This is a genomic window from Brevundimonas sp. UBA7838, from assembly GCF_002500885.1.
Taxonomy (GTDB): domain Bacteria; phylum Pseudomonadota; class Alphaproteobacteria; order Caulobacterales; family Caulobacteraceae; genus Brevundimonas; species Brevundimonas vesicularis_C.
On sequence record NZ_DLTK01000121.1, the window covers coordinates 1 to 22,436 of the forward strand.

Here is a 22,436-nt window from a genome sequence, read left to right on the forward strand (position 1 = left end):
GAACCGCTCTTCCGATCTGGTCGAGAGCGCGCGGGCGGCGGTCGGCCTGCCGGTCGGCGCGCGCGTGGTGGCCGCCATGTCGGGCGGAGTGGATTCCACCGTCGTCGCGGCCCTGCTGCACAAGGCCGGCTATGACGTCGTCGGCGTGACGCTGCAGCTCTACGACCACGGCGCGGCTTTGAAGAAAAAGGGCGCCTGCTGCGCGGGCCAGGACATTCACGACGCGCGTCTGGCCGCCGACATGATCGGCATTCCGCACTACGTCTTGGACTATGAGAGCCGGTTCAAGGATGCGGTCATCGACCAGTTCGCCGACAGCTATCTGAAGGGCCAGACGCCGGTCCCCTGCATCCGCTGTAATCAGACCGTCAAGTTCCGCGACCTGCTGGACGTGGCGCGCGACCTGGGCGCCGAGGCGATGGCCACGGGTCACTACGTCCGCCGCGCCGTCGCCGGAAACCGCTCGCAGATGCGCAAGGCGATCGACCATTCGCGCGACCAGTCCTATTTCCTGTTCGCCACGACCCAGGACCAGCTGGACTATCTGCGCTTCCCCCTGGCCGATCTGGAAAAGCCACAGGTGCGCGGCGTCGCCGCCGAACTGGGCCTGAAGATCGCCGCCAAGCCGGACAGCCAGGATATCTGTTTCGTACCTTCCGGCGACTATCGCACCCTGATCGACCGCCTGCGTCCGCAAGGGCGTGAGGCCGGCGAGATTGTGCATATGGACGGCCGGGTGCTGGGCCGGCACGCGGGCATCACGGACTACACGATCGGGCAGCGCCGCGGCCTGAACGTCGCGGTCGGCGAGCCGCTGTTCGTGACCAAGCTGGAACCCGAGACCCGTCGCGTCATCGTCGGCCCGCGCGAAGCCCTGCTGACGGCCAGTCTGACGCTGGAAGAAACCAACTGGCTGGGTGACGAGGCGACCATCACCGAAGCCGCCGAAGCCAACATCTCAGTGCTGGCCCGCGTCCGCTCGACCCGCCAGCCCTCGCCAGCCCGCCTCGCCCTGATCGACGGCGATATCCGCGTCGTCTTCGACGAGGGCGAAGAGGGCGTCGCCCAGGGCCAGGCCTGCGCCCTGTACGACCCGACGGACACCGAACGCGTCCTGGGCGGCGGCTTCATCCGCGACACGAAGGCGGTCGCCTTTTAAAGACGCTTCGCGCGATTGTGGAAACAGTGTGGAGCTGTAGTGGAGCAAGATCGCAGACTTCTCGCCACGCCAGACATCAAAGATGCACCGGGCTGTTGCACGGCTGTAAACTGCGCATCGCAATGACGGCGTAATCCCCGCCCCGACTAAGCAGGGGATAAAAATGCATCGTCAGACCAAACTGCGCCTTCAGCTGCTGCTGGGGACCGCCCTTCTCGCCGCGCCCGTTTCCGCCTTCGCCCAGACCGCGCCGGTTCAGACCGCGCCGACGACCGCCAGCGCCGAGCCGGCCGGTCTTGACGACATCGTCGTGACCGCCACCAAGCGGGAAACCAACCTGCAGGACACGCCGATCTCGATCTCGGTCGTCAACGCCGAAGCCCTGGCCGATCGCCACGTGCAGAGCCTGATGGACCTGGCCGACGGAAGCGTCCCCAGCCTGCGCATCGCCACCTTCGAGGCCCGTCAGTCCGCCCTGACCATCGGCATCCGCGGCATCGTGCCGAACGACGCCAACCAGCCCGCGCGTGAGCAAGGCGTCGGCGTCTATGTCGACGGCGTCTATCTGGCCCGCCAGCACGGCCTCGCCGCCGCCCTGCTCGACATCGAGCGCGTCGAAGTCCTGAAGGGTCCGCAAGGCACCCTGTTCGGCCGCAACACTGAAGGCGGCGCCCTGTCGCTGGTGACCAAGAAGCCCACGGGCGTGTTCGGCATGCGCGCCATCGCCGGTGTCGGCAATCTGGAGTCCTACAACTCCGAACTGCACGTTGACTTCCCGGCCCTCGGCGACTTCGCCTTCAAGGTCGACGGCATCATTTCGGTCCAGGGTCCGGTGACTGAGAACATCTTGCCGGGACAGACAGGGTTTGGCGAATATGACCGTCGGGGCCTTCGCTTCCAGACGCGCTGGACGCCCGCCGAAAACTTCACCGCCACCCTGGCGGCGGACATCAGCAAGGACAAGAACACCCCGTTCTACAGCCAGCTGCTGAACTTCAACCCGAACGGCCTGACCGTCGTGCCATTCACCTCGGCGACGGTTCCCTCGGGCAGCATCCGCGCCCTGTCTCCCCTGGTGCAGGTCGAGGGCTCCAACCGCATGACGCAGGCCGACATCGGCGTGCCTCAGCAGTTTAGCGTCGACGACACGCGCGGCATGGACCTACACCTGTCGTATCGCCCGACCGACTCGCTGGAAATCCGCTCGATCACGGCCTACCGCGATCTGGACGTCGAACAGTATGACAACATCGCCGGCGCCCACCGTCCGCCGGTCGTCGGCCCGAACGGCCGCTTCAGCCGCTATTCGCTGGCCGGATTCTGGCAGCATCAGTTCAGCCAGGAACTGCAGGCCGTCGGTTCGCTGGGCGACAGCATCGACTATGTCGGCGGCGTCTTCTACTTCAAGGAAACGGTGTCCGACGACGCCGCCACGCCCTCGACCAACCAGTGGAACGCCGACGGCACGGGCTACACCATCCTGGACCCCACCCCGACGATCCGCGGCTTCCGCTCGCTGGACCGCAAATCGGCCGCCCATTCGGAATCCAAGGCCATCTACGGCCAGGCCACCTGGACCCCGGCCAGCATGGACGCCCTGCACCTGACGGTCGGCGGGCGCTACACCTGGGACGACAAGGACGGCAAGCTGGAGGTGGTCAACAACGCCGCCACCAACCTGACCTTCAGTTCCAAGGTCGATCGCTTCGACCCGCTGGTCACTCTGGCCTATGACGTCAGCAACAACATCAACGTCTACGGCAAGTACTCGACCGGCTACCGCGCCGGCGGCGCCTCCTCGCGCTCGCTGACCTATCGCTCGTTCGATCCCGAAGAGGTCAAGGCCTACGAAATCGGCGTAAAGAGCGACCTGTTCGATCGTCGCGTCCGCCTGAACGCCGCCGTCTACGCCATGGACCGCACGGACAGCCAGATCGACTTCAGCCTGGTCACCGTCCAGGGCGCCTCGACCCGCAACACGCTGGAAACGATCAACGCGCCGGGCACCACGAAAATCCGCGGCGTGGAGTTGGAAGGTCAGTTCCGGGCGACCGACAACCTGACCCTCTCGGCTTCTTACGCCTATACGGACGCCAAGGTGCCGGACACGGTCAACCCGTTCAACGGCCAGGTGCAGCAGGTCTTCATCGCCTATACGCCTGAGAATGCCGGCAGCGTCGCCGCCGACTGGAACTCGCCCTTCATGGGCGCGACCCTGAAGGCGCACATCGACGCCAACTACGCCGATGCGGCCCACAGCTTCGAGCAGTTTGCAATCAAGGCCGACTCGTCCTTCGTCGTGAACGCCCGCGTCGCCATCGCCGACATCACGACCCGCGACGGCGGTCCGCTGCTGGAAGTGGCCCTGTGGTCGCGCAACCTGCTGGACGAGACATACGTCTACCGTCGCGATCCGTCGAACCGGAACACCCTGGGCGACTACGGCAACTTCAACAATCCGCGCACCTTCGGCATCGAGCTGCGCGCCTCCTACTAAGCGTTCCTCCCGAACGACCGACTGGCCCCCTTCCGCCTTGGCGGGAGGGGGTTTTTCTTCGTCTGCGTGAAGGCTTTGCGACGGCGATATGAAACTTCACTGCAGCCGTCCGGTTTTGCTGGACGACGCGACGATCTGGCGCGATGGCGGCTTTCGGAGACGCCATGAGCAGCCTGATCCTGATCGCCGATGACGCCGCCGAGGGCGTCGAAATCCTGGACGCGGCCCTGCGCCGGGACGGCTTTCGCACCGTCGTCGCCGCCGACGGCCAGCAGGCGGCCGACCTGCATGCATCGCTCAAGCCCGATCTCGCCCTGCTCAGCGTCCGACTGCCCGTGCGCGACGGCTGGGATGTGCTGGGCGAACTGCGTCGGCGCGGCGAAACGCCGGTCATCATGGTCGGCGACCGGGATGAGGCCGCCGACAAACTGCAGGCGCTGCGGATCGGGGCGGACGACTATATCGCCAAGCCGTTCAAACCGGCCGAGGTCACGGCCTCGATCCACACCATCCTGCGACGAAGCGGTGGCGGCCGGACCGCCAAGACCCTGCGCGTCGGTCCGCTGGAGGTGCAGTTGGAAAACTATCTGGCGGCGATCCTGACGCCTTCGGGCAAGCGCCGTCTGGACCTGACCCTGACGGAGTTCCGCATTTTGGCCCACATGGCCCGCACGCCCCTGCGCGTCTTCAGCCGCAGCGAGATCATGCAGGCCTGCTTCCCCAATCAGGCGGTGCTGGAACGCACGATCGACAGCCACGTCAGCCACCTGCGCCGCAAGCTGGACGCCGCCGACGCCGCCGGACTGCTGACCAATGTACGCGGCGTCGGATACCGGCTCGAAGCCGAGGTCTGATCGCGCTCACGCCGCGACGGCATAGACCCTCAGCCGATGGCCGTCCGGATCGCCTGCCACGAAGCTGCGGACCGGCGTGGCGTTCGTGGGCGGCGTCAGAATGCGCGCGCCGCGATCCCACCAGTCGATATGCGCCTGATCCACCGCCTCGGCGCCCTCCAGCGGAAAGTCGACTTCGCATACCTCGCGCCGATCGCCGGCACGCCGCAGCAGCCCCAGCGCCCGCCCCGACGTCAGCTTGAACAAGGCCCGGTCCGGTCCCGCCATCACCGGCCGACAACCCAGCAGGTTGGCATAGAAGCGCGCGCTGATTTCCGGATCCGCGACGGCCAGAAGAATGTCCTCGATCTCGCTCATCAGCCCAGCCCCTTGTGTTTCCAACACGCCGAACCCTAGCCTTCGCTGCTGCCAGTTTCCGTCAGCAGCCGTCGCCCGATCTCGATCTTTCATGCGCCTCGCGCCAGGTCTTCATCAGCGCCTGGCGACGCGTCGGATAGCGCGCCTCCATTACCTCCGCCTCGACGATGCGATCGGTGCGGAAACTGCGGAAATCACCGCGCAGTTCGCACCACGCGATCAGCAATCGCACCCGGTCGAAGAAGGCCAGGGCGAACGGCCAGACGACACGCTCCGACGCCGACCCCGCCTCGTCGCGGTAACACAGCTTCAGCCGTCGCTCCGTACGGATCGCCTTCCTGAGCAAGGCCGGATCGACCCGATCCGCCGGGAACGGCTCTCCCGGCACCACCAGCAGGGCCGACGTGTCCATCTCGTCGCGCAGGTCGGGCGGCAACACCGCCGAAATCCGTCCCAACGCCGCCAGCGCCGCATCGCGCATACGCGGATCGGCGCGGTCCGCCACCCAGCGTGATCCCAGCACCAGGGCCTCGATCTCTTCCGGCGTGAACATCAGCGGCGGCAGCATGAAGCCCGGCTTCAGAACATAGCCGACCCCCGCCTCCCCTTCGATCGTCGCCCCTTGCGCCTGCAGGCTGGCGATGTCGCGATAAAGCGTCCGCAGACTGACGCCCATCTCCTCGGCCAACACCTGCCCGCTCACCGGCCGACGATGCCGCCGCAGCACATTCAACAGATCGAGGAGGCGTTCGGAGCGTGACACCTTGCGATCCTAGCAGCCCTGCTGCCAGAAAGCGTCAGCAGGAATGGGCTTAAGCCACTTCCTTCGGCATCACGTCGCCGACCGTAGGCCGGTTCTCGGCGCGGGTCAGGACCATGTCCCTGGGTTTGACGATCTCGCCGCAGCAGCCGCAGGCGATGCGCGGGCTCAGGGAGTGACCGCAGGTCTTGTGGATCATGTCGATGCCGCTGTCGGCGTCGCCATAGACGTGCTTGTTGCCCCAGCCATGCAGGGTGACCAGAACGCCGTACAGATCCTTGCCCTTGGGGGTCAGGACATATTCGTTGCGCGGCGGGCGTTCGGAATACAGGCGCGGCTCCAGCACGCCATGCTGGACCAGGCTTTTGAGCCGGGCAGCCAGGACGTTGCGCGCCACGCCCAGATTGTCCTGCCACTGTTCGAACCGGCTGACCCCGTTGAATGCGTCGCGAATGACCAGCAGCGTCCAGGGATCGCCGATTACCTCGAGCGTGGCGGCGATGGAGCAGCTTTGGCGGCTGTAGTCGGCGGTGCGTCCCATAGTCGCGAAAGTGACGCCACGTCAGGCATTTGGCAAGGGTTGCAAATCCGAACGCTCCAGGTCAGTCTTGTTTAGCAACGGACGTGCGAGCCTCCCGGTTCGCCGCCTTGTTCCTTGGACTTCGGCGGGAGATCGTCATCAGGTCTTCCGCCGCTTCTTCGCCTGACGCAGGATCGCGCAATGACGCCGCCCATTTCCCTCGATGTCGCCCTTACCTTCCAGGTTCTCGATGACGGCGGTCTGTCCGCGCCCGTGCCGGGTCATTTCTCGAATGGCCCATCGAGCATGGCGCCGGAAAAGGGCTTTCCGTTCGGCGGGCTGCTGGCGGCCCTCTGTGCCCAATCGATGCGACAGGGACTGGCGCTGACGGCGCCCCTTCGGACCCTGTCGGTCCAATATCTGTCGGCGGCCAGGTTCGGTGAACAGGTCGCCTTTCGCCCTCGCCTGCTGCGCAGCGGCCGCAATGTCCTGTATGCCGCGGTCGAGGCCGAGCAGGAGGGGCGCATGACCCACCACGCCACCGGCACCTATGGGCTGGACGCCGCGCCGCCTCCGCTGACGCCTTTGCACGCGCCGCCGCCGCCGCTGGATAAACTGGACCCCAAGGCCACCATACGCGGGCCGATGTCGCCGCACTTCGCCCAGCACGTCGAATATCGCTTCGACGGCGGCCCCAACATCCTGGGCGGCAATGAAGGCAAGCCGGTGATCGAGCGCACCTGGATGCGGATGGCCGACGGCCGGCCCTTGGATGAGGTCGGCCTGTGCTACCTGCTGGACGCGCTGTATCCGCCCGCCTGGACCGCGTCCAAGACCCCGGCCGCCATGACCACCGTCGATCTGCGCATCGACATCCTGATCGATCCGACGCCGCAGACCGCCCCGGACGGCTGGGCCTTCTTCAAGTTCAAGATGCTGGACCTCGGCCTGGGCTGGACGGTGGACGAGGCGACCGCCTGGGGCGCTGATGGAACGCCGCTGGCCCTGTCGCGCCAACGCCGTAAACTGCTGCCCCAACGTCCCGCCTGAAGTCAGCCCTCATTCATCATTATCGACGACTATTCCAAATCTCTGGAGTGTCGCCCATGCGTCGTCGAAATCGCCTCGTTTCCGTGTCCCAAGTAGCCGTAGTGCTAGGCGGTTGTCTGATGCTGCAGGGCTGCCTTGTCGGCGCCGTCGTTGGCGGGACCGCTGCGGTCGTCGGCGGGACGGCGAAAGCCACCGGCGCGGTCGTCGGCGCCGGCTTCGATGCCGTCACCACCTCGGACGAGGAAACCAAACTGCGTCGCGAGCGTGAACAGCGCGACTATGAACGCGAACAACGCCGCTGCGAACAGCGCCAGCGTCAGGGCAAGCGCTGCTAGGTCAGAGACTTAGAACGCACCGCTCGTTGATCGTCGGCCGCGCCACCTGAATTCGGCATAGGCCCGGCCATTCGGGTTTCAGCGTCTTGGCAAACCACAGGCACAGGTTTTCCAGACTGGGAAGCTCCAGTCCCTCGTGCTCGTTCAGCATGCCGTGATCCAGCGTCTCGGCCGCCGCCTTCAGCGCGCGGTCCAGCGCGCCCAAATCCGCGACCCAGCCGTGTTCGACGTCCAGGACCTCGGACCGCACCGTCGCTTCGACCGTGAAGGAATGGCCGTGAACGCGGCGATAGATGCTGCCCTCGGGCTCGTTCGGGAAGTGGTGAGCGGCGTCGAAGGTCGCCTGTTTGGTGATCTCGAAGACAGGCATTAGCGGACGCCGATGTATTTGTGGGTCTGGACGCTCAGGCGCCACTGCGGGTGGGTCAGGCAGTATTCGATGGCGGCGGCGGTGTTTTGCACTTGGTCCGGACCGTCCATCGGCTGAAGCCAAAACCGTTCGAAATCCAGATGCTCGAACCGATCCGGCATGGCCTTGGGCTGGGGAAAGACCAGTTTCAGCTCGGCCCCGCGCGTCTGCACCACATCCGCATCGGCCTTTGGGCTGATGCAGATCCAGTCGACGCCCTCGGGGGCCAACAACGTGCCGTTCGACTCGATGGCGATCTCGAAACCGCGCGCATGCAGCGCGTTGATCAGCGGCGCATCCAGCTGCAGCAAGGGTTCACCGCCCGTGCAAACCACCAGTTTCGGATCGCCCTCACGCCCGCGCCACAGCGCCGCGACGTGATCGGCCAGCAAATCCGGCGTTGCGAACTTGCCGCCCCCGTCGCCATCGACGCCGACAAAGTCGGTGTCGCAGAAGGTGCAGACGGCGCTGGCCCGATCCTGCTCGCGACCACTCCACAGATTGCAGCCGGCGAACCGCAGGAAGACCGCGGGTCGCCCCGCCTGTCCGCCCTCGCCCTGAACCGTCAGGAACACTTCTTTGGCCGAATAGGTCATCGCCCCGACGCCCATTCGTCATAGCCGGCCGCGCGCAGTTCGCAGGCCGGGCAAGACCCGCAGCCATAGCCCCAGGCATGTCGATGCGTCCGGTCACCCTGATAGCAGGTATGGCTATCCTCGATGATCAGCTCGATCAGCCTGTTGCCGCCGATCCTGTCCGCCAGCTCCCAGGTCTGGGCCTTGGTTAACCACATCAGGGGCGTGTCGATGACGACCGGCTTGTCCAGCCCCAGCGACAGCGCCCGCGCCATCGCCTCCATCGTCTCGTGGCGGCAATCCGGATAACCCGAATAATCCGTCTCGCACATGCCGCCGACCAGCACGTCCAGCCCGCGCCGATCCGCCAGCGCCGCGGCTGCGACCAGGAAGATCAGATTGCGGCCCGGCACGAATGTGGTCGGCAGGCCGCGCGCGTCCATTTCGATCTTGCGGTCGGCGGTCAGGGCGCTCTCGGCGATCCGGCCGTATCCGGTCAGGTCCACCACATGGTCGTCGCCCAGCCGATCGGCCCACTGGGGCAGAGCCGTCTTCATTCCGTCGCGCACAGACTGACGCGCCTGCATCTCCACCAGATGGCGCTGGCCATAGTTGAACCCGACCGTCTCCACCCGCTCGAACCGTTCCAGCGCCCAGGCCAGACAGGTCGCGCTGTCCTGCCCTCCAGAGAACAGAACCAGGGCCGATATGGGCTTCTTTTCCAGGATGGCGCTCATGACGAATCTGCGGTCGGCCGGTCGGCCGCGCGCATGTACAAAGGGATGGGGACCCAGAAGGGTCGGGCCGACCTCATACACCAGACCCAACCCTTGAGCAAAAAAGGCGGATTTGCGTCTTGGATGACGCCGCTTAACTAATCCGCAAGCGATTTGGGCTTTTACTCACAATGAGTAGGAGTTCCGGGCAGTATGCCGACCATCGAGACCCTTTCCGAGCGTCCAAAGCCGGTTGCGCCGACGACTCTCGGCTACGAGGTTCTGGCGCGTTTCGAACGCGAGCCGGATACGCTGGTCATTCCCGTGGTCGATGGCGACCGCCCCGTCGGCCTGGTCGAACGCACCGCCTTCCTTCAGAAGATCGCCGCTCGCTTCGGGCACGCCCTTTACGACCTTCGCCCTATCACTTTCGCCATGGATGCCGAGCCGGCCGTCGTCGAGGCCGGCGTCCGCATCGACGCCTTTTGCGACATCATGCTGAAGGGCGGTCCGGCCGCCCTGTTGCGCGGCTTCATCGTCACCAAAAACGGCGCCTATTGGGGCGTGGGTACCGCCGCCACCCTTTTGCAGGCCGTCAACACGCGGCAGCGCGAGCAGAATGCCGAACTGGCCGAACAGGCCGCGATCCTCAGCGACACCCGCGCCCAGGCCATCGCCGCCGCCCGCGCCAAGAGCCAGTTCCTGGCCATCATGAGCCACGAACTGCGCACGCCCATGAACGGCGTGCTGGCCGTCGCCGAACTGCTCCGCCGCCAGCCGTTGAATACGGCGGCTCAGGCGCACGTCCAGACCATCGTCGACTCGTCCGAGACCCTGCTGCGCATCCTCCAGGACGCGGTCGACCTGTCCAAGGCCGAGGCCGGCGAACTGGAGCTGAAGACCGAACCGACCGCCCTTCGCGCCGTCATGGACGACATCCAGTCGATGTGGGAGCCGCGCGCCTCTCAGGACGGCGTGACCCTGCTCATCGGCTATGAAGGCGACACCGAACTGGCGGCCGTCATCGACGGCGTGCGCCTGAAACAGGTGTTCAACAACCTGATCGGCAATGCGCTGAAGTTCGCGCGCAACGGCGTTGTCGAGGCGGGCCTCAAGGCCTGGGTCGAGGGCGACCGCATTCGTATGGAAGCCCGCATTCGCGACGACGGCCCGGGCGTCGAGCCGGAACGCGTCGATTCCATATTCGAGCCCTTCGTTCACGGTTCCGGCCCCGACGGCGCCGGCTTGGGCCTGTCGATCTGTCGTCAGGTCATCGACCGGATGGACGGCCGGATTTGGGCCGAAAACAACAAGGGATGCGGCGCGACCTTCGCCTTCGACCTGACCGCGCCCCGCGCTGTGGTCGAGGCGGAAGCTCAATCGAACGTGTCGGATCTGTCGGGCCTCGACCTGAAATCCGCCCCGCACATTCTGATCGTCGACGACAACGCCACCAACCGCGTCGTCGCCCAGGCGCTGTGCGAGATGTTCGGCTGCAGTTCCGAACTGGCCGAGGACGGCCTGGAGGCGCTTCAGGCCGTTCAGGAAAGCCGCTACGACCTGGTCCTGATGGACATCAAGATGCCCCGGATGGACGGCGTTCAGGCGACGCAGGCTATTCGCGCCCTGCCCGGCGCCGTCGGCCGCGTGCCGATCGTGGCCCTGACCGCGAATGCGGACCCCGAAGACGCCAAACACTATCTCTCGATCGGCATGGCCGCCGTCGTCGAAAAGCCCATCAAGCCCGAACGCCTGCGTATGGCGATGAACGCCGCCATCTCCGCCGCTCACGAAAGCGCACAAGAACAGGACCAATCCGATCGCGCCGTCGCCTGATCGTCAGTCCGGACGAACGTCCAGCGCCTCTTCGTCCTCTTCGTCGTAGCCGACCAGTCGCAGCGCCCTCGCCTTTTGCCCGTTGATCTCGGCCCAACGCAGCAGACCCTCTTCGCGGCCGTGGGTGATCCAGATTTCCTCTGGCCTGATCTCGGTAAAGGTCGCGGTCAGTTCGTTCCAGTCGGCATGATCCGACACGACCAACGGCAGTTCCACGCCGCGCTGGCGCGCCCGCGCCTTTACCCCCATCCAGCCTGAGGCAAATGCCGTGACCGGATCGGCGAACCGACGCGCCCATCGATCCTGGATGGCGGATGGCGGTGCGATAGCGACCTCGCCGCCCAGCGCATTCTTGGGCAAATCACGGGTCGGCGCCAGCGGGCCCAGATCGACTCCTTCTCTTTCGTATAGGGCGTTCAGCCGCTCCAGCGCCCCGTGGACATAGATGGTGCGGTCCCATCCAGCCTCGCGCAGCAGACGGATGATCCGCTGCGCCTTGCCCAGCGCATAGGCGCCGACCAGATGCGCCCGCTCGGGAAACTGTCCCAGCGACCGCACCAGACGCCCGACTTCCTCCTCCGCCGGCGGATGGCTGAAGACCGGCAGGCCGAACGTCGCCTCCGAGATGAAGACGTGGCAGGGCACAGGCTCGAACGGCGCACAGGTCGGATCGCGGCGGCGCTTATAGTCGCCGGACACGACCATGATCAGCCCCTTCCAGCGCACCTCGACCTGGGCCGAGCCCAGCACATGGCCGGCGGGCGCCAACCTGAGATCGACCCCATTGATCGCGGTCGCCTCGCCGTATTCCACCGATTGGGACTGCAGCGTGAAATCCCCGCCATAACGTTCAGCCATGATCGCCAGGGTTTGGCGCGTCGCGAGCACCGCCCCATGACCGGCGCGCGCATGGTCGGCATGGCCGTGCGTGATGACGGCGCGATCCACTGGCCGAACCGGGTCGATGTAGAAATCTCCCGGCGGACAGTAGAGGCCGGCGGGCGTGGGATGCAGTAGGTCTTCGGGGCGGATCATCTTGCGGTAACGCTCTCGACGCCGTCGGGTCGCCGCCTCATAGAGGATGACCCCGAAAATCGGCGCAACAGGTTCAGCCCGCACGATGCACGAGAGTTTCCTGACCACCATCCTGCCGCAATTGGCCGCCGGCTCCGCCCACACTGGCGCCTTGGGCTTCACCTTCGACGGCCTGCACGATGGCCAGCCCCGTATTCGCGTGCCGTGGCGTGAGGATCTGGTCGGCGATCCCGACAGCGGCGTCTTCGCAGGCGGTCTGGTGACGACCTTGCTGGATCATATCGGCGGCCTGGCCGTGTGGACCGCGATGGACGCCTTCCAGCCCATCGCCACCCTGGATCTGCGCGTCGACTACATGCGCGCCGCAAGGCCGCGTCAGGACCTGCTGGCCCAGGGCCTATGCTACCGACTGACGCCCAGCATCGCCTTCGTGCGCGCTTGGGCTTTCGAGGACGATCCCGCCGATCCGGTCGCCGCAGCGCAAGCCGCCTATATCCTCAACCAGACCCGCGAGCGGGCGCCCCATGCAAAGGGAGCGGCGGCATGACCGACATCCTGAACCGCATGCCCTACGCTCGCTTTCTTGGCCTTCAGACCTTGGTCAGCGGCGACGAAGTCACCGTCATCATGCCCTTCGACGACAAGCTGATCGGCAATCCGATGCTGCCCGCCCTGCACGGCGGGTCGACGGCCGCCCTTCTGGAAATGACGGCGATGGCTCAGGTGGCGCTCAGCTTTCCTGGTCCGCGACTGCCTCGCCCGATCAATGTCACGGTCGCCTATCTACGCACCGGCAGACCGATCGACGTCTTCGCGCGTGCTCGCATCAGCCGGGCGGGTCGTCGCGTCGCCCATGTGCATGCGGAGGCCTGGCAAGAAGAACGTCAACAGCCGATTGCGTCCCTTACCGCACACTTCCTGCTGGACAACCAGGACTGATCACCGCGCACTAGCGCGCTGATTCGTGCCGACTTCTTGCTATGATTGGCTTTCAACGCCGTGCTTACGGCGGCGCTTCAACGCGCGATTGTCGATATGGTAAAGATTGCTCTACCAAACAGGGTTAAGACGTGATAACCATAGGGTTCTTGTAAACCTGTCTTTGAGGGGCTTTCATGGACCGCACTGAAGTCGTCACCAGCGTTGCTGGCGATCTGCATGCTACCGAACTCGCGATCGACGCCGCGATCACCCAGGCGACCACGCTGGTTCAATCCTTCATCGGCGCTCGCGCCGCTCTGTCGCTGTCGCCGGTTTCCGGCACGATGTCGCAAGCCAAGGCCATGGAAACGATCGCCGCCCTCTCGGCCGCGCGTGAATCCATCGTGGCCTGCCACGCCGAACTGCAAAAAGATCACCGCCGCCTTGGCTTCGGCACCTACGCCGCCGGCCCGGTCGCCAAGCCCGACGATTGGCTGGACCCGAAATCGGCCCTGACGCCGACGCACCTGCATCGCGTCGCGTGAATTCTTGGTAAGCTTGGCTTACCGAGATTTCAGTTTGAACTGACTTCGGTCATTATCGCCCCCGTGCATTTCTGCGCGGGGGCGATTTGTCATGCTCAACATCGCTTATGCCATCGTCGGCGCCGTATTCATGGTCGGCATGGCTTTGTTCGCCTTTTTGAAGGGCAACTCGGCCGAGCGGATCGGCGCGGGCGCCTATCTGTTCGCATGGTTTGCAACCATTGTGATGCAGGAGAACAGCGGATTTCGCGGCGTGCCTCTGGGCATGTTCCTGATCGATCTCGTCCTTTTGATCGTCTTCGTAGGCATCAGCTGGCGTTATCGACAGTCGTGGCCCGTGTGGGCCAGCGGCCTGCAACTGATCGCAGTGATGTCCCATGTCATGAGCCTGACCGGACAGCGCGTGATGGTCGGATCGCTTTATACAGTCGTGAACATGATCGGTTATCTGATCATCGGCTGCATCATCATCGGCACATTTTATGCCTGGCAAGAGCGCCGCGCGGCAGCGTTGATAGGTAGAAATTCCTAATATCCAATCGTATGCTGGCGGCGAATCGGTCGCTGAAAGTCCATGCCGTTATCCCACGCCAAGCTTTGGAAAGCCGTCGACGCCTTGGCGCGGCGTGAGGGTCTGACACCGTCGGGCTTGGCGCGACGGGCCGGTCTGGATGCGACGAGTTTCAATCCCTCAAAACGCTTCGGGCCTGGCGATCCGCCGCGTCCGCGCTGGCCGTCGACCGAGAGCATGACGCTGGTGCTTCAGGCGACGGGCCTGTCGCTATCGGGGTTTGCGGTGCTGGCAGAGGACGCGCCGGAGACGCCGACCAGCGTCCCCTTGCTGGGTCTGGTTAAGGCGGGTCAGGACGGGTTTTTCGACGACGCCGGCCTGCCGGTCGGCGAAGGTTGGGATCAGACCGATCTGCCGCGCGCCAAGGACACCCTGTTCAGCCTTCGGATAACCGGCGATTCGATGTCGCCCCTCTATCGCGAAGGCGATCGCGTCATCGTCGATCAGGAAGCGACGCAGGTTCGACGAGGCGACCGCGTTGTCGCCCGCCTGACCAGCGGAGAAACCGTGGCCAAGGAGGTCACCAGCCTGACCAGCCGCGCCGTCACCCTGGCCTCGATCAATCCCGACTATCCGCCAAGGGTCGTGCCCCGGCGCGAGATCGAATGGATGGCCCGAATCCTCTGGGTCAGCCAGTAAGGCGCACAGCAAAAACCCCGCCCGGCGAACCGGACGAGGCTTTCGATTAAGAGCGAACTGAAATCAGTTGGCCGTGACGTAGTGGGCGTTCACCCAACCGCCGCCTGCGATTTGGACCCATTCACCTTGCGAACCGATGGCGGTGAAGGGCTGGCCGGCCGACAGGGTGCCGGCTTGGCGATAGTTGGTGCCGGGGCCGCTGCGGATGCGCAGGTTCGACGAAGCGCGATATTGAGCGCCGCTGGAGGCCGATGCCGCACGGGCACGCTGTTGGTTGCAGCCGATATAGGAACCGGCGGCGGCGCCGGCGCCCGCGCCTACGATGGTGCCGGCCGTACGCTCATTGCGGGCGAGGTTCGAGCCCACCACGCCGCCGACCACGGCGCCGATCAGGGCGCCCGCACGCTGGCGACCGCCAGGAGCGTCACAGTTGGTCACGCCGTTGGCCTGGGCCTGGGCGGACATCGGGGCGGCGGTCACCATGGCGGCCAAGGCGGCAGCGGTGGCCAGACCGGTCTTGAAAATCTTGTTCGACATAACTCTTCTCCTGTCAGCGCGTTTGCCGATGAGGGGAGAATGCACGGACGAACCTGAAGGCTCCCGGAGCTTCGCCGTTATTTTCCGTTCATCTTGGCCATGCGCGCGGACTGGCGGCGGGCGACAAATCGTCTGGCGATATCGATGTCGCGTTCGATGAAGTGTTTGCGGCGCACGAACTGGAAATCCAGCACGCGGGCCCACAGATGGAGCATGCGGTCGTTTGTCACGAAAACCGTCACCGCCTCGACGGACGGCGGCGGCCCCCAGGCCTCAGCCAGCTTCGCCAGATGCTGGACCGTGGCGTCGTCGGTCATGGGTTCGCATTCGACGATCCAGTCCCAGCTGCAGAGCTCAGGCCTTTGCTTGATCAGATCGACCGTCGCTTTCAGCACGCGGTCGGCTGACCCGGCCGAGACCAGGTCGAGCATCAGGACCCTGTTCGCCTCGTCGATCTCGTAACGCAACCTCGCCTCCCCCGGCTACGTCCCTTTAGGAGGGCATCACGCAACAAACATGACGCAAGGTCAAGGTTGCGCCAGCTCTCCGTTTGCGCCCGCCTCGATCAGGGCAATCGTCTGCGGCAGGCCGTAAATGGCCGCGAACGAACCAAAGCGCGGCCCCTGGCTGGCGCCCAGCAGCACCTCGTAGAGCGCGCCGAACCACGCCCGCAGCGGCTCGAAAGCGTGGGCCTTGCCGACCGCATAGACCTCGTTCTGGATCAGTTCGCCGTCGGTTGTGTCGGCCGGCAGCGCCTTCAGCCGTTCGGCCAGGTCCAGCAACGCCGCCTTCTCCTTGTCGGCCGGCAGCCGATAGGACTTCGAAGGCTTCACGAAGTCCTCGTAATAGTTCAGCGCGTGGTCCATCAATCGATCCAGCAGCGGCTCGTTCTGCGGCGTGGCGTCAGGCAGGTATTTGGCGAAATAGGCCCACAGCTGATCCTTGGTCGAGGCGTTGGCCACGCCGACCAGGTTCAGAAGCAGGGCGAAGGACACCGGCGACGTGTGGGTCGGCGGATCGCCCGCATGGATCGACCAGACGGCGTTGTCGATCCGCTTGGCCGGCTCCTGGGTCTTGTAGCTTTCGATGAAGGCCAGATAGTCGTCGATGGCGCGCGGAATGACGTTGAAGTGCAGGCTTTTGGCCGACTTCGGTGACTGGAACATGTACCACGACAGGCTCTCGGGCGTGCCGTAGCGCAACCACTCGTCCATCGTCAGGCCGTTACCCTTGGACTTGGAGATCTTCTTGCCCTCGATGTCGAGGAAGAGCTCGTAGTTGAAGCCTTCGGGCGGGGTGCCGCCCAGGGCGCGGCAGACCTTAGAGCTTTCGCGCACGCTCTCGATCAGGTCCTTGCCCGACATCTCGTAGTCGATGTCCAGCGCGACCCAGCGCATGGCCCAGTCGGGCTTCCATTGCAGCTTCACATGGCCGCCCGTGACCGGCACCTCGGTTCGGTTGCCCGGTTCGCCGGCGGGGTCTTCGAAGGTGATCGTGCCCTTTTCGACGTTGCGCGCCAGGGTCGGAACCTGCAGGACATGGCCGGTGATCGGGCTGACGGGCAGGAAGGGTGAATAGGTGGCGCGGCGCTCCTCGCCCAAGGTCGGCAGCATGATGGCCTGGACCGCGTCGAACCGTTCCAGAAGCGTCAGCAGCGTCGCGTCGAACCGGCCCGACTTGTAGGTCTCGGTCGAGGACATGAACTCATAGTCGAAGCCGAAGCTGTCGAGGAAGGCGCGCAGGCGGGCGTTGTTGTGCGCGCCGAAGCTGTCGTGGGTGCCGAAGGGATCGCGCACCCGCGTCAGGGATAGATGCAGGTCCTCGCGCAGCATCTCCGGGTTCGGCACGCCTTCCGGCACCTTGCGCAGGCCGTCCATGTCGTCGGAGAAGGCGATCAGGCGCGTGGGCCAGTGGTCGCCGGTCAGGGCGCGAAAGGCGTTGCGCACCATGGTCGTGCGGGCGACCTCGCCGAAGGTGCCCATGTGCGGCAGGCCCGACGGGCCATAGCCGGTCTCCAGGATCACTGGGCGCTGCAAGGCGGGAAAGGCCGCCAGGGCTTCATCCGCCTTGCCGGCGTCGATCAGGGCGCGCGCTTCGGCTCGCTCGGTCTCGCCCAGCCGTTTCTTCAGAACATGGGCCAGCAGGTTGCGGGCTTGTTCGAAGGGCCAGGACTTGGCCTCACGGGCGAGGATTTCGAGGTTCTGAAGCATGGCGGCGGTTTGCAGTCTGCATCCCGCCCGGTCAACCGCGATCAGGCTTTGGCGGCGATTACGATGATCTCGAGCTTATAGTCGGGAGAAGCCAGCCGGCTTTCGCCCGTGGCGCGGGCCGGCGGGTTGGCGGTGTCGATCCAGGCGTCCCAGACGCCGTTCATCGCCTCGAAGTCGGCGATATCCGCCAGCCAGATCTGGGCCATCAGGATCTTGGACTTGTCGCTGCCGGCTTCGGCCAGCAGGGCCTCGATCTCCGCAAGCGCCGTTCGGGTCTGCGTCGCCACGTCGTCGCCGGGTTCGCCGACCTGGCCCGACAGATAGATGGTGTCGCCGTGGACGACGGCCTCGCTCATGCGGGCGCCGGGCTGGATGCGGGTGATCATGGGCTAGGGTCCTTCGAAAACGTCCCTCACCTATCGCCGCCGGGGCCCGGCTGTCGAGCGGCTAGCGGCGGTTGAACCGCGAGACGGTCAGGCCGACGACCAATGCGCCGGCGCCGACGATCAGGGCGTCCTCGATCAGGCCGCTCTTGGTCTGGCCAATGCGGGCCATGGCCTTCTTGCGACCCGAGAGGGTCAGATAGGCCAGCGGCACGGCCGTGCCGACCGCCAGGCCGGCGCCCAGCTTCTCCTTGCCGCGCGGGGCCAGGGCGGCGCCGGCGATGCCCGCGCTCATGACCCGCGCCAACAAGCCCAGGAAGACGGTGCGATCGGGGGCGGTCTTCATCTTGTCGCCCAGCAGTTCGCCGACGCCCATAGCCAAGGCGCCGAACTTGAACAGCGGCCGGTTCAGCAGGAAGACGCGGCCGGGCAAGGGCTTGTGCGCCAGTTCGGCGGTGGCGAGGGCCGCCATCGGAGTCATGGAACGGGCGCTGGCGACAGCGCCGATGAGGGCGGACGGGAGGAGGTCGAGGGCTTTCATGCCGCCACAACACCCGACCGGGGCGGAAGGTTCAGCCCGTTTCAGCCCGTTTCAGGCGCGGGCCGCCAGGACATTGCGGATCGCCAGGCTGGAGTGGATGCGCGACACCCCCGGCAGACGCGACAGGACGTCCTTGTGGATCACCTCATAGGCGGCGATGTCGGGCGCGACGGCGCGGACGATGTAGTCGGCCTCGCCCGCCATCAGATAGCAGTCGCGGATTTCCGGGTGGTTGCGGACGGCCGCCTCGAACCGGCGCATGTGGTCGTCGGTCTGCTTCTCCAGCGTGATCTCGACATAGGCGACGACGCCGTCGTCGCTGTCGTTGGCCAGGACGGCGGCATAGCCCCGGATCACCCCGCGCTCTTCCAGCCGCCGCACGCGCCGCAGGCAGGCGGAAGGCGACAGACCGACGGCGGAGGCCAGGTCCGCATTGCTGATGCGCCCATCGGCGCGGAGCCGTTGAAGGAGGCGTTGGTCGAGGGGATCGAGGAGGGACACAAGTTTCCGCCATTTAGCCGCAGATTATTGCGTCAGACTTCTATCAGCGACCAATCATTGCGCAAACAGGCAGGATCGTCGATCCATGCGGCGCTAGCTTGCGGCGAATAACAAAAGTGGGCTTGGGAACGTCACATGCGGGTTCTGGTGCTTGGGTCGGGCGTCATCGGCGTCACCACCGCCTGGTATCTCAGCCAGGCCGGGCATGAGGTCACGGTGGTGGATCGGCAGGCCGGTCCGGCGCTGGAAACCAGCTTCGCCAACGCCGCGCAGATTTCGCCGGGCTATTCCGCGCCCTGGGCCGCGCCGTCGATCCCGGTCAAGGCCATGAAGTGGCTGCTGATGCGCCACGCCCCTCTGATCGTGCGCCCGCGTCTGGACATGGCCATGGTGCGCTGGACCGTCGCCATGCTGCGCAACTGCACCCATGAACGCTATGCGCTAAACAAGAGCCGGATGGTGCGTCTGGCCGAATACAGCCGCGACCAGATCGACCTGCTGCGCCGCGAGACCGGCATCGCCTATGACGGTCGCCAGCAGGGCACGCTGCAGCTGTTTCGTACCGAAAAACAGCTGGCCGACGTGCACAAGGACGTCGATGTGCTGAAGGCCGCCGGCGTGCCGTGCGAGGTTCTGGACCGCGCGGGCTGTATCGCGGCCGAGCCGGGCCTGGCCGCCTCCAACGTCGATTTCGTCGGGGGTCTGCGTCTGCCGCATGACGAGACCGGCGACTGCTTCCTGTTCACCAACGCCCTGGCGAAGCTGGCGGCGGAGCGCGGCGTGGTCTTCCACACCGGGACCGAGATCCAGTCGATCACCATGACGGACGGTCGCGCGAGCGGCGCCATGACCAGCAAGGGCGCCATGACGGCCGATCTGGTGATCCTGGCGCTCGGCTCCTATTCGCCGATGATGGCCAAGCCGCTGGGCCTCAATCTGCCCGTCTATCCGGTGAAGGGCTATTCGATCACGGCGAAAATCGTGAACGAAGACCGGGCACCCGTCTCCACCGTGATGGACGAGAGCTACAAGGTGGCGATCACGCGCCTGGGCGACCGCATCCGCGTGGGCGGCATGGCGGAACTGTCGGGATACAACAACACCCTGCCCGCCGTCCGTCGCGAGACCCTGGCCCATTCGGTCGGTAGCCTGTTCCCCGGCGGCGGCGACCTGGCGGGCGCCAGTTACTGGTCGGGCCTGCGTCCGATGACGCCGGACGGCACGCCGGTGATCGGCGCGACCAAGGTTCCGGGGCTTTATCTGAACACCGGCCACGGCACCCTGGGTTGGACCATGGCGTGCGGCTCGGCGCGGGTTCTGGCCGACATGGTCGACGGCAAGGCGCCCGAGATCGAGACCCGCGACCTGTCGCTGAACCGCTATGGCGCCTGGGCCGGGGCGTTCGCGCCGGGCTACCGCTGAGATCAGACGTCGACGGGGAATTTTACCGTCTAAAGAGTCTAATTCGTCTAATCGCGCGGCGGTGAGGCCTTGGGCCGCGGACGGGAATTCACCGTCTAAAGTGTCTAATCCGTCTAATCTGACGCCATCATCCGGGTGAGGCGCGGGCGGGATTTGGTCGTCCCTTCCGCCTGAACTTACGCTGTCAAAGATCGCCGGCCAGTCTAACACACGACCGGGGCGCGGTCGGTTAGACGCCGTTCGGGGGCGAAAACCCGTTGGAAGTCAAACAGCGGGGCGCCGACGATGCGCTGGCGGGGCGCCGCGGCGTGGCGCGGCGCGTCGGAGCGCCCTATAGAGCGCGCGATGAAGACCGCCGATTTCGATTTCGACCTGCCCGAAGACCGGATTGCGTTGCGCCCGGCCGATCCGCGCGATTCCGCACGGCTGCTGGTAGTGAAAGGCGGCGCGCTGGAAGACCGGGTCATTCGCGATCTGCCGGACTTCCTGCAGCCGGGCGACGCCCTGGTGTTCAACGATACGCGGGTCATTCCCGCCCGTCTGTCGGGCGTGCGTCAGCGGATCGGGGCCGAGGGCGAAACCCTGACGGTCGAGGTGGAGGCGACGCTGCACCACCGTGACGCGCCCGACGTCTGGTCCGCCTTCATGAAGCCCGGCAAGCGGATCAAGCCGGGGGATCGGGTTCGTTTTGGAAACGCGAGCGACGCCGCCTGCGACCTGGGTCGGCTGGATGCGACGGTGACGGCCAAGGGGGAAGACGGCCTGATCACCCTGACCTTCGACCTCGCGGGACCGGCGCTGGACGATGCGATCCGCGATGTCGGCGTCATGCCCCTGCCGCCCTATATCGCCGCCAAACGACCCGAGGACGACCGCGACCGGTCGGACTATCAGACTGTGTTCGCCGAGCATGACGGATCGGTTGCGGCGCCGACGGCGGGGCTGCATTTCACCCCGGCCCTGCTGGACGCCATTCGAGCCAAGGACGTCTCGACCCATGCGGTGACGCTGCATGTCGGGGCCGGCACCTTCCTGCCGGTCAAGGCCGACGACCTGGCCGACCACAAGATGCACAGCGAGTGGGGCGAGGTATCGCCTGAAACCGCCGCCGCCCTGAACGCCGTCCATGCAAAGGGCGGGCGCATCGTCTGCGTCGGCACCACCTCCCTGCGGCTGCTGGAAAGCGCGACGGCCGAGGACGGAGAGATCAAACCGTTCCACGGCGACACGGCCATCTTCATCACGCCGGGCTATCGGTTCCGGGCGGTCGATGTGCTGATGACCAACTTCCACCTACCGAAGTCGACGCTGTTCATGCTGGTCAGCGCCTTTGCGGGCACGGCGACGATGAAGGCGGCCTATGCCCATGCGGTCGCCGACGGCTATCGCTTCTATTCCTACGGCGACGGATCGCTGCTGTTCCGCGACTGATCGCGGGTCAGGGCCAGAGGCGGCCAGAGCGCCAGGCCTCGCCGTCGCGGTCGAACCGCAGTCGGTCATGCAGACGGAACGGGCGATCGCGCCAGAACTCGACCGAGCGCGGCACGACGCGCCAGCCGGTCCAGTGGGACGGGCGCGGCACCTCCTGACCATCGAAACGCGCGGTTTCGCGGCCCACGGCCTCTTCCAGCACCGTGCGATCCGACAGGGGGCGGGACTGGTCCGAGGCCCAGGCGCCGATGCGGCTTTCGCGCGCGCGGCTGGCGAAATAGGCGTCGGCCTCGGTGGCGGAGACCAGCTGCGCATCGCCCTCGATCCGCACCTGGATGCCCGCCTCGCGCAGGCTGCGCCAGAGGAACAACAAGGCGGTCGCACGGTTGTCATGCAGCTCACGGCCCTTGCGGCTGTCCAGATGCGTGTAGAAGACGAAGCCACGCTCATCGAAGGCCTTGAGCAGCACGGTACGCGCCGAAGGGCGGCCATCCAGGTCAGCGGTTGCCACCGTCATCGCGGTGGCATCGATCTCCTTGCCAGCCTTGGCCTCTTCAAACAATGCGGCGAAAGTCGATAACGCTTCTGCATAAAGATTGGTCATGGTCCTGCTTCGTACGGCACGGGTTTGG

General features: G+C 65.7%; 27 protein-coding genes. 13 read left to right on the forward strand and 14 right to left on the reverse strand.

From position 1 onward, the window contains the following. Positions 1-16: 16 nt before the first annotated feature. The 3 genes from mnmA to B3T77_RS11315 all read left to right on the forward strand — a co-directional run bounded on the left by mnmA (position 17) and on the right by B3T77_RS11315 (position 4,510). Complete coding sequence (gene mnmA / locus B3T77_RS11305; protein WP_292079699.1) at positions 17-1,159, forward strand: tRNA 2-thiouridine(34) synthase MnmA; 1,143 nt, start codon at positions 17-19, stop codon at positions 1,157-1,159. Between the two features lie 163 nt (positions 1,160-1,322). Beyond that, positions 1,323-3,656: a TonB-dependent receptor gene (locus tag B3T77_RS11310; protein WP_292079657.1), complete on the forward strand. Its 2,334-nt coding sequence runs from the start codon at positions 1,323-1,325 to the stop codon at positions 3,654-3,656. A 164-nt stretch (positions 3,657-3,820) separates the two neighbouring features. Then, complete coding sequence (locus B3T77_RS11315; protein WP_292079660.1) at positions 3,821-4,510, forward strand: response regulator; 690 nt, start codon at positions 3,821-3,823, stop codon at positions 4,508-4,510. Between the two features lie 6 nt (positions 4,511-4,516). Here the strand turns inward: B3T77_RS11315 and B3T77_RS11320 are convergent, their stop codons facing one another. The 3 genes from B3T77_RS11320 to B3T77_RS11330 all read right to left on the reverse strand — a co-directional run bounded on the left by B3T77_RS11320 (position 4,517) and on the right by B3T77_RS11330 (position 6,168). After that, positions 4,517-4,867 (reverse strand): VOC family protein, encoded by a 351-nt coding sequence (locus tag B3T77_RS11320; protein ID WP_165116004.1) that lies wholly within the window; start codon positions 4,865-4,867, stop codon positions 4,517-4,519. A 61-nt stretch (positions 4,868-4,928) separates the two neighbouring features. Beyond that, the gene (locus tag B3T77_RS11325) at positions 4,929-5,630 is read right to left on the reverse strand and encodes a helix-turn-helix transcriptional regulator (RefSeq protein ID WP_066623132.1); all 702 of its coding nucleotides are present in this window, start codon (positions 5,628-5,630) and stop codon (positions 4,929-4,931) included. Positions 5,631-5,679: 49 nt separating this feature from the next. Continuing rightward, the gene (locus B3T77_RS11330) at positions 5,680-6,168 is read right to left on the reverse strand and encodes a winged helix-turn-helix transcriptional regulator (RefSeq protein WP_292079665.1); all 489 of its coding nucleotides are present in this window, start codon (positions 6,166-6,168) and stop codon (positions 5,680-5,682) included. Positions 6,169-6,348: 180 nt separating this feature from the next. On the opposite strand from B3T77_RS11330, the gene B3T77_RS11335 reads away from it, so the two are divergent. Together B3T77_RS11335 and B3T77_RS11340 are read left to right on the forward strand one after the other, a co-directional pair. Further along, positions 6,349-7,197, forward strand: a complete 849-nt coding sequence (locus B3T77_RS11335) for a thioesterase family protein (protein ID WP_292079667.1) — start codon at positions 6,349-6,351, stop codon at positions 7,195-7,197. 56 nt (positions 7,198-7,253) lie between these two features. Next, the gene (locus B3T77_RS11340) at positions 7,254-7,532 is read left to right on the forward strand and encodes a hypothetical protein (RefSeq protein WP_045810247.1); all 279 of its coding nucleotides are present in this window, start codon (positions 7,254-7,256) and stop codon (positions 7,530-7,532) included. Position 7,533: 1 nt separating this feature from the next. Here B3T77_RS11340 and B3T77_RS11345 read toward each other — a convergent pair whose 3' ends face one another. Genes B3T77_RS11345 through queC form a run of 3 tightly spaced genes read right to left on the reverse strand, consistent with a single transcriptional unit; the run spans position 7,534 to position 9,253 of the window. Further along, positions 7,534-7,902, reverse strand: coding sequence for a 6-pyruvoyl trahydropterin synthase family protein (locus tag B3T77_RS11345; protein WP_112861642.1), 369 nt, complete (start codon positions 7,900-7,902; stop codon positions 7,534-7,536). After that, a complete protein-coding gene (queE, locus tag B3T77_RS11350) occupies positions 7,902-8,537 on the reverse strand; it encodes a 7-carboxy-7-deazaguanine synthase (protein ID WP_292079672.1) in 636 nt (211 codons plus the stop codon). Before queE ends, B3T77_RS11345 begins: the two co-directional genes overlap by 1 nt. Then, positions 8,534-9,253: a 7-cyano-7-deazaguanine synthase QueC gene (gene queC / locus B3T77_RS11355; RefSeq protein ID WP_292079675.1), complete on the reverse strand. Its 720-nt coding sequence runs from the start codon at positions 9,251-9,253 to the stop codon at positions 8,534-8,536. Before queC ends, queE begins: the two co-directional genes overlap by 4 nt. Before the next feature lie 192 nt (positions 9,254-9,445). Here queC and B3T77_RS11360 point away from each other — a divergent pair, with 192 nt between their 5' ends. Next, the gene (locus B3T77_RS11360; protein WP_292079677.1) at positions 9,446-11,068 is read left to right on the forward strand and encodes a response regulator; all 1,623 of its coding nucleotides are present in this window, start codon (positions 9,446-9,448) and stop codon (positions 11,066-11,068) included. 3 nt (positions 11,069-11,071) lie between these two features. Here B3T77_RS11360 and B3T77_RS11365 read toward each other — a convergent pair whose 3' ends face one another. Next, positions 11,072-12,103: a ligase-associated DNA damage response exonuclease gene (locus B3T77_RS11365; RefSeq protein WP_292079700.1), complete on the reverse strand. Its 1,032-nt coding sequence runs from the start codon at positions 12,101-12,103 to the stop codon at positions 11,072-11,074. A gap of 85 nt (positions 12,104-12,188) precedes the next feature. Here B3T77_RS11365 and B3T77_RS11370 point away from each other — a divergent pair, with 85 nt between their 5' ends. The 5 genes from B3T77_RS11370 (at position 12,189) to B3T77_RS11390 (ending at position 14,779) form a co-directional block, all read left to right on the forward strand. Then, positions 12,189-12,650 carry a PaaI family thioesterase gene (locus B3T77_RS11370; protein ID WP_292079681.1) on the forward strand — a complete coding sequence of 154 codons (462 nt, stop codon included), beginning with the start codon at positions 12,189-12,191 and terminating at the stop codon, positions 12,648-12,650. Then, positions 12,647-13,042 carry a PaaI family thioesterase gene (locus B3T77_RS11375; protein ID WP_153923570.1) on the forward strand — a complete coding sequence of 132 codons (396 nt, stop codon included), beginning with the start codon at positions 12,647-12,649 and terminating at the stop codon, positions 13,040-13,042. The genes B3T77_RS11370 and B3T77_RS11375 overlap by 4 nt, the downstream gene beginning before the upstream one ends. A 176-nt stretch (positions 13,043-13,218) precedes the next feature. Next, the gene (locus tag B3T77_RS11380) at positions 13,219-13,569 is read left to right on the forward strand and encodes a hypothetical protein (RefSeq protein ID WP_039246411.1); all 351 of its coding nucleotides are present in this window, start codon (positions 13,219-13,221) and stop codon (positions 13,567-13,569) included. A 91-nt stretch (positions 13,570-13,660) separates the two neighbouring features. Next, positions 13,661-14,101, forward strand: coding sequence for a hypothetical protein (locus B3T77_RS11385; protein ID WP_039246410.1), 441 nt, complete (start codon positions 13,661-13,663; stop codon positions 14,099-14,101). Between the two features lie 42 nt (positions 14,102-14,143). Then, positions 14,144-14,779 carry a S24 family peptidase gene (locus B3T77_RS11390; protein ID WP_292079684.1) on the forward strand — a complete coding sequence of 212 codons (636 nt, stop codon included), beginning with the start codon at positions 14,144-14,146 and terminating at the stop codon, positions 14,777-14,779. Positions 14,780-14,842: 63 nt separating this feature from the next. Here the strand turns inward: B3T77_RS11390 and B3T77_RS11395 are convergent, their stop codons facing one another. The 6 genes from B3T77_RS11395 to B3T77_RS11420 form a co-directional block, all read right to left on the reverse strand. Then, positions 14,843-15,316, reverse strand: coding sequence for an SH3 domain-containing protein (locus tag B3T77_RS11395; RefSeq protein ID WP_039246408.1), 474 nt, complete (start codon positions 15,314-15,316; stop codon positions 14,843-14,845). Positions 15,317-15,393: 77 nt separating this feature from the next. Continuing rightward, positions 15,394-15,783 carry a hypothetical protein gene (locus B3T77_RS11400; protein WP_292079686.1) on the reverse strand — a complete coding sequence of 130 codons (390 nt, stop codon included), beginning with the start codon at positions 15,781-15,783 and terminating at the stop codon, positions 15,394-15,396. Between the two features lie 60 nt (positions 15,784-15,843). Further along, positions 15,844-17,526, reverse strand: coding sequence for a lysine--tRNA ligase (locus B3T77_RS11405; protein ID WP_292079688.1), 1,683 nt, complete (start codon positions 17,524-17,526; stop codon positions 15,844-15,846). A 41-nt stretch (positions 17,527-17,567) separates the two neighbouring features. After that, positions 17,568-17,912 carry a RidA family protein gene (locus B3T77_RS11410; RefSeq protein ID WP_292079690.1) on the reverse strand — a complete coding sequence of 115 codons (345 nt, stop codon included), beginning with the start codon at positions 17,910-17,912 and terminating at the stop codon, positions 17,568-17,570. 61 nt (positions 17,913-17,973) lie between these two features. Next, complete coding sequence (locus B3T77_RS11415) at positions 17,974-18,381, reverse strand: hypothetical protein (protein ID WP_292079691.1); 408 nt, start codon at positions 18,379-18,381, stop codon at positions 17,974-17,976. 120 nt (positions 18,382-18,501) lie between these two features. Further along, positions 18,502-18,951 (reverse strand): Lrp/AsnC family transcriptional regulator, encoded by a 450-nt coding sequence (locus B3T77_RS11420; RefSeq protein WP_017504569.1) that lies wholly within the window; start codon positions 18,949-18,951, stop codon positions 18,502-18,504. Positions 18,952-19,086: 135 nt separating this feature from the next. Here B3T77_RS11420 and B3T77_RS11425 point away from each other — a divergent pair, with 135 nt between their 5' ends. Next, entirely contained in the window at positions 19,087-20,373 is a 1,287-nt protein-coding gene (locus tag B3T77_RS11425) for a D-amino acid dehydrogenase (RefSeq protein ID WP_292079693.1), read from the forward strand. Between the two features lie 345 nt (positions 20,374-20,718). Then, positions 20,719-21,804, forward strand: a complete 1,086-nt coding sequence (queA, locus tag B3T77_RS11430; RefSeq protein ID WP_292079695.1) for a tRNA preQ1(34) S-adenosylmethionine ribosyltransferase-isomerase QueA — start codon at positions 20,719-20,721, stop codon at positions 21,802-21,804. 7 nt (positions 21,805-21,811) lie between these two features. Here queA and pdxH read toward each other — a convergent pair. Then, on the reverse strand, positions 21,812-22,436 hold a 625-nt coding region (pdxH, locus tag B3T77_RS11435; RefSeq protein ID WP_414633155.1), incomplete at its 5' end, for a pyridoxamine 5'-phosphate oxidase.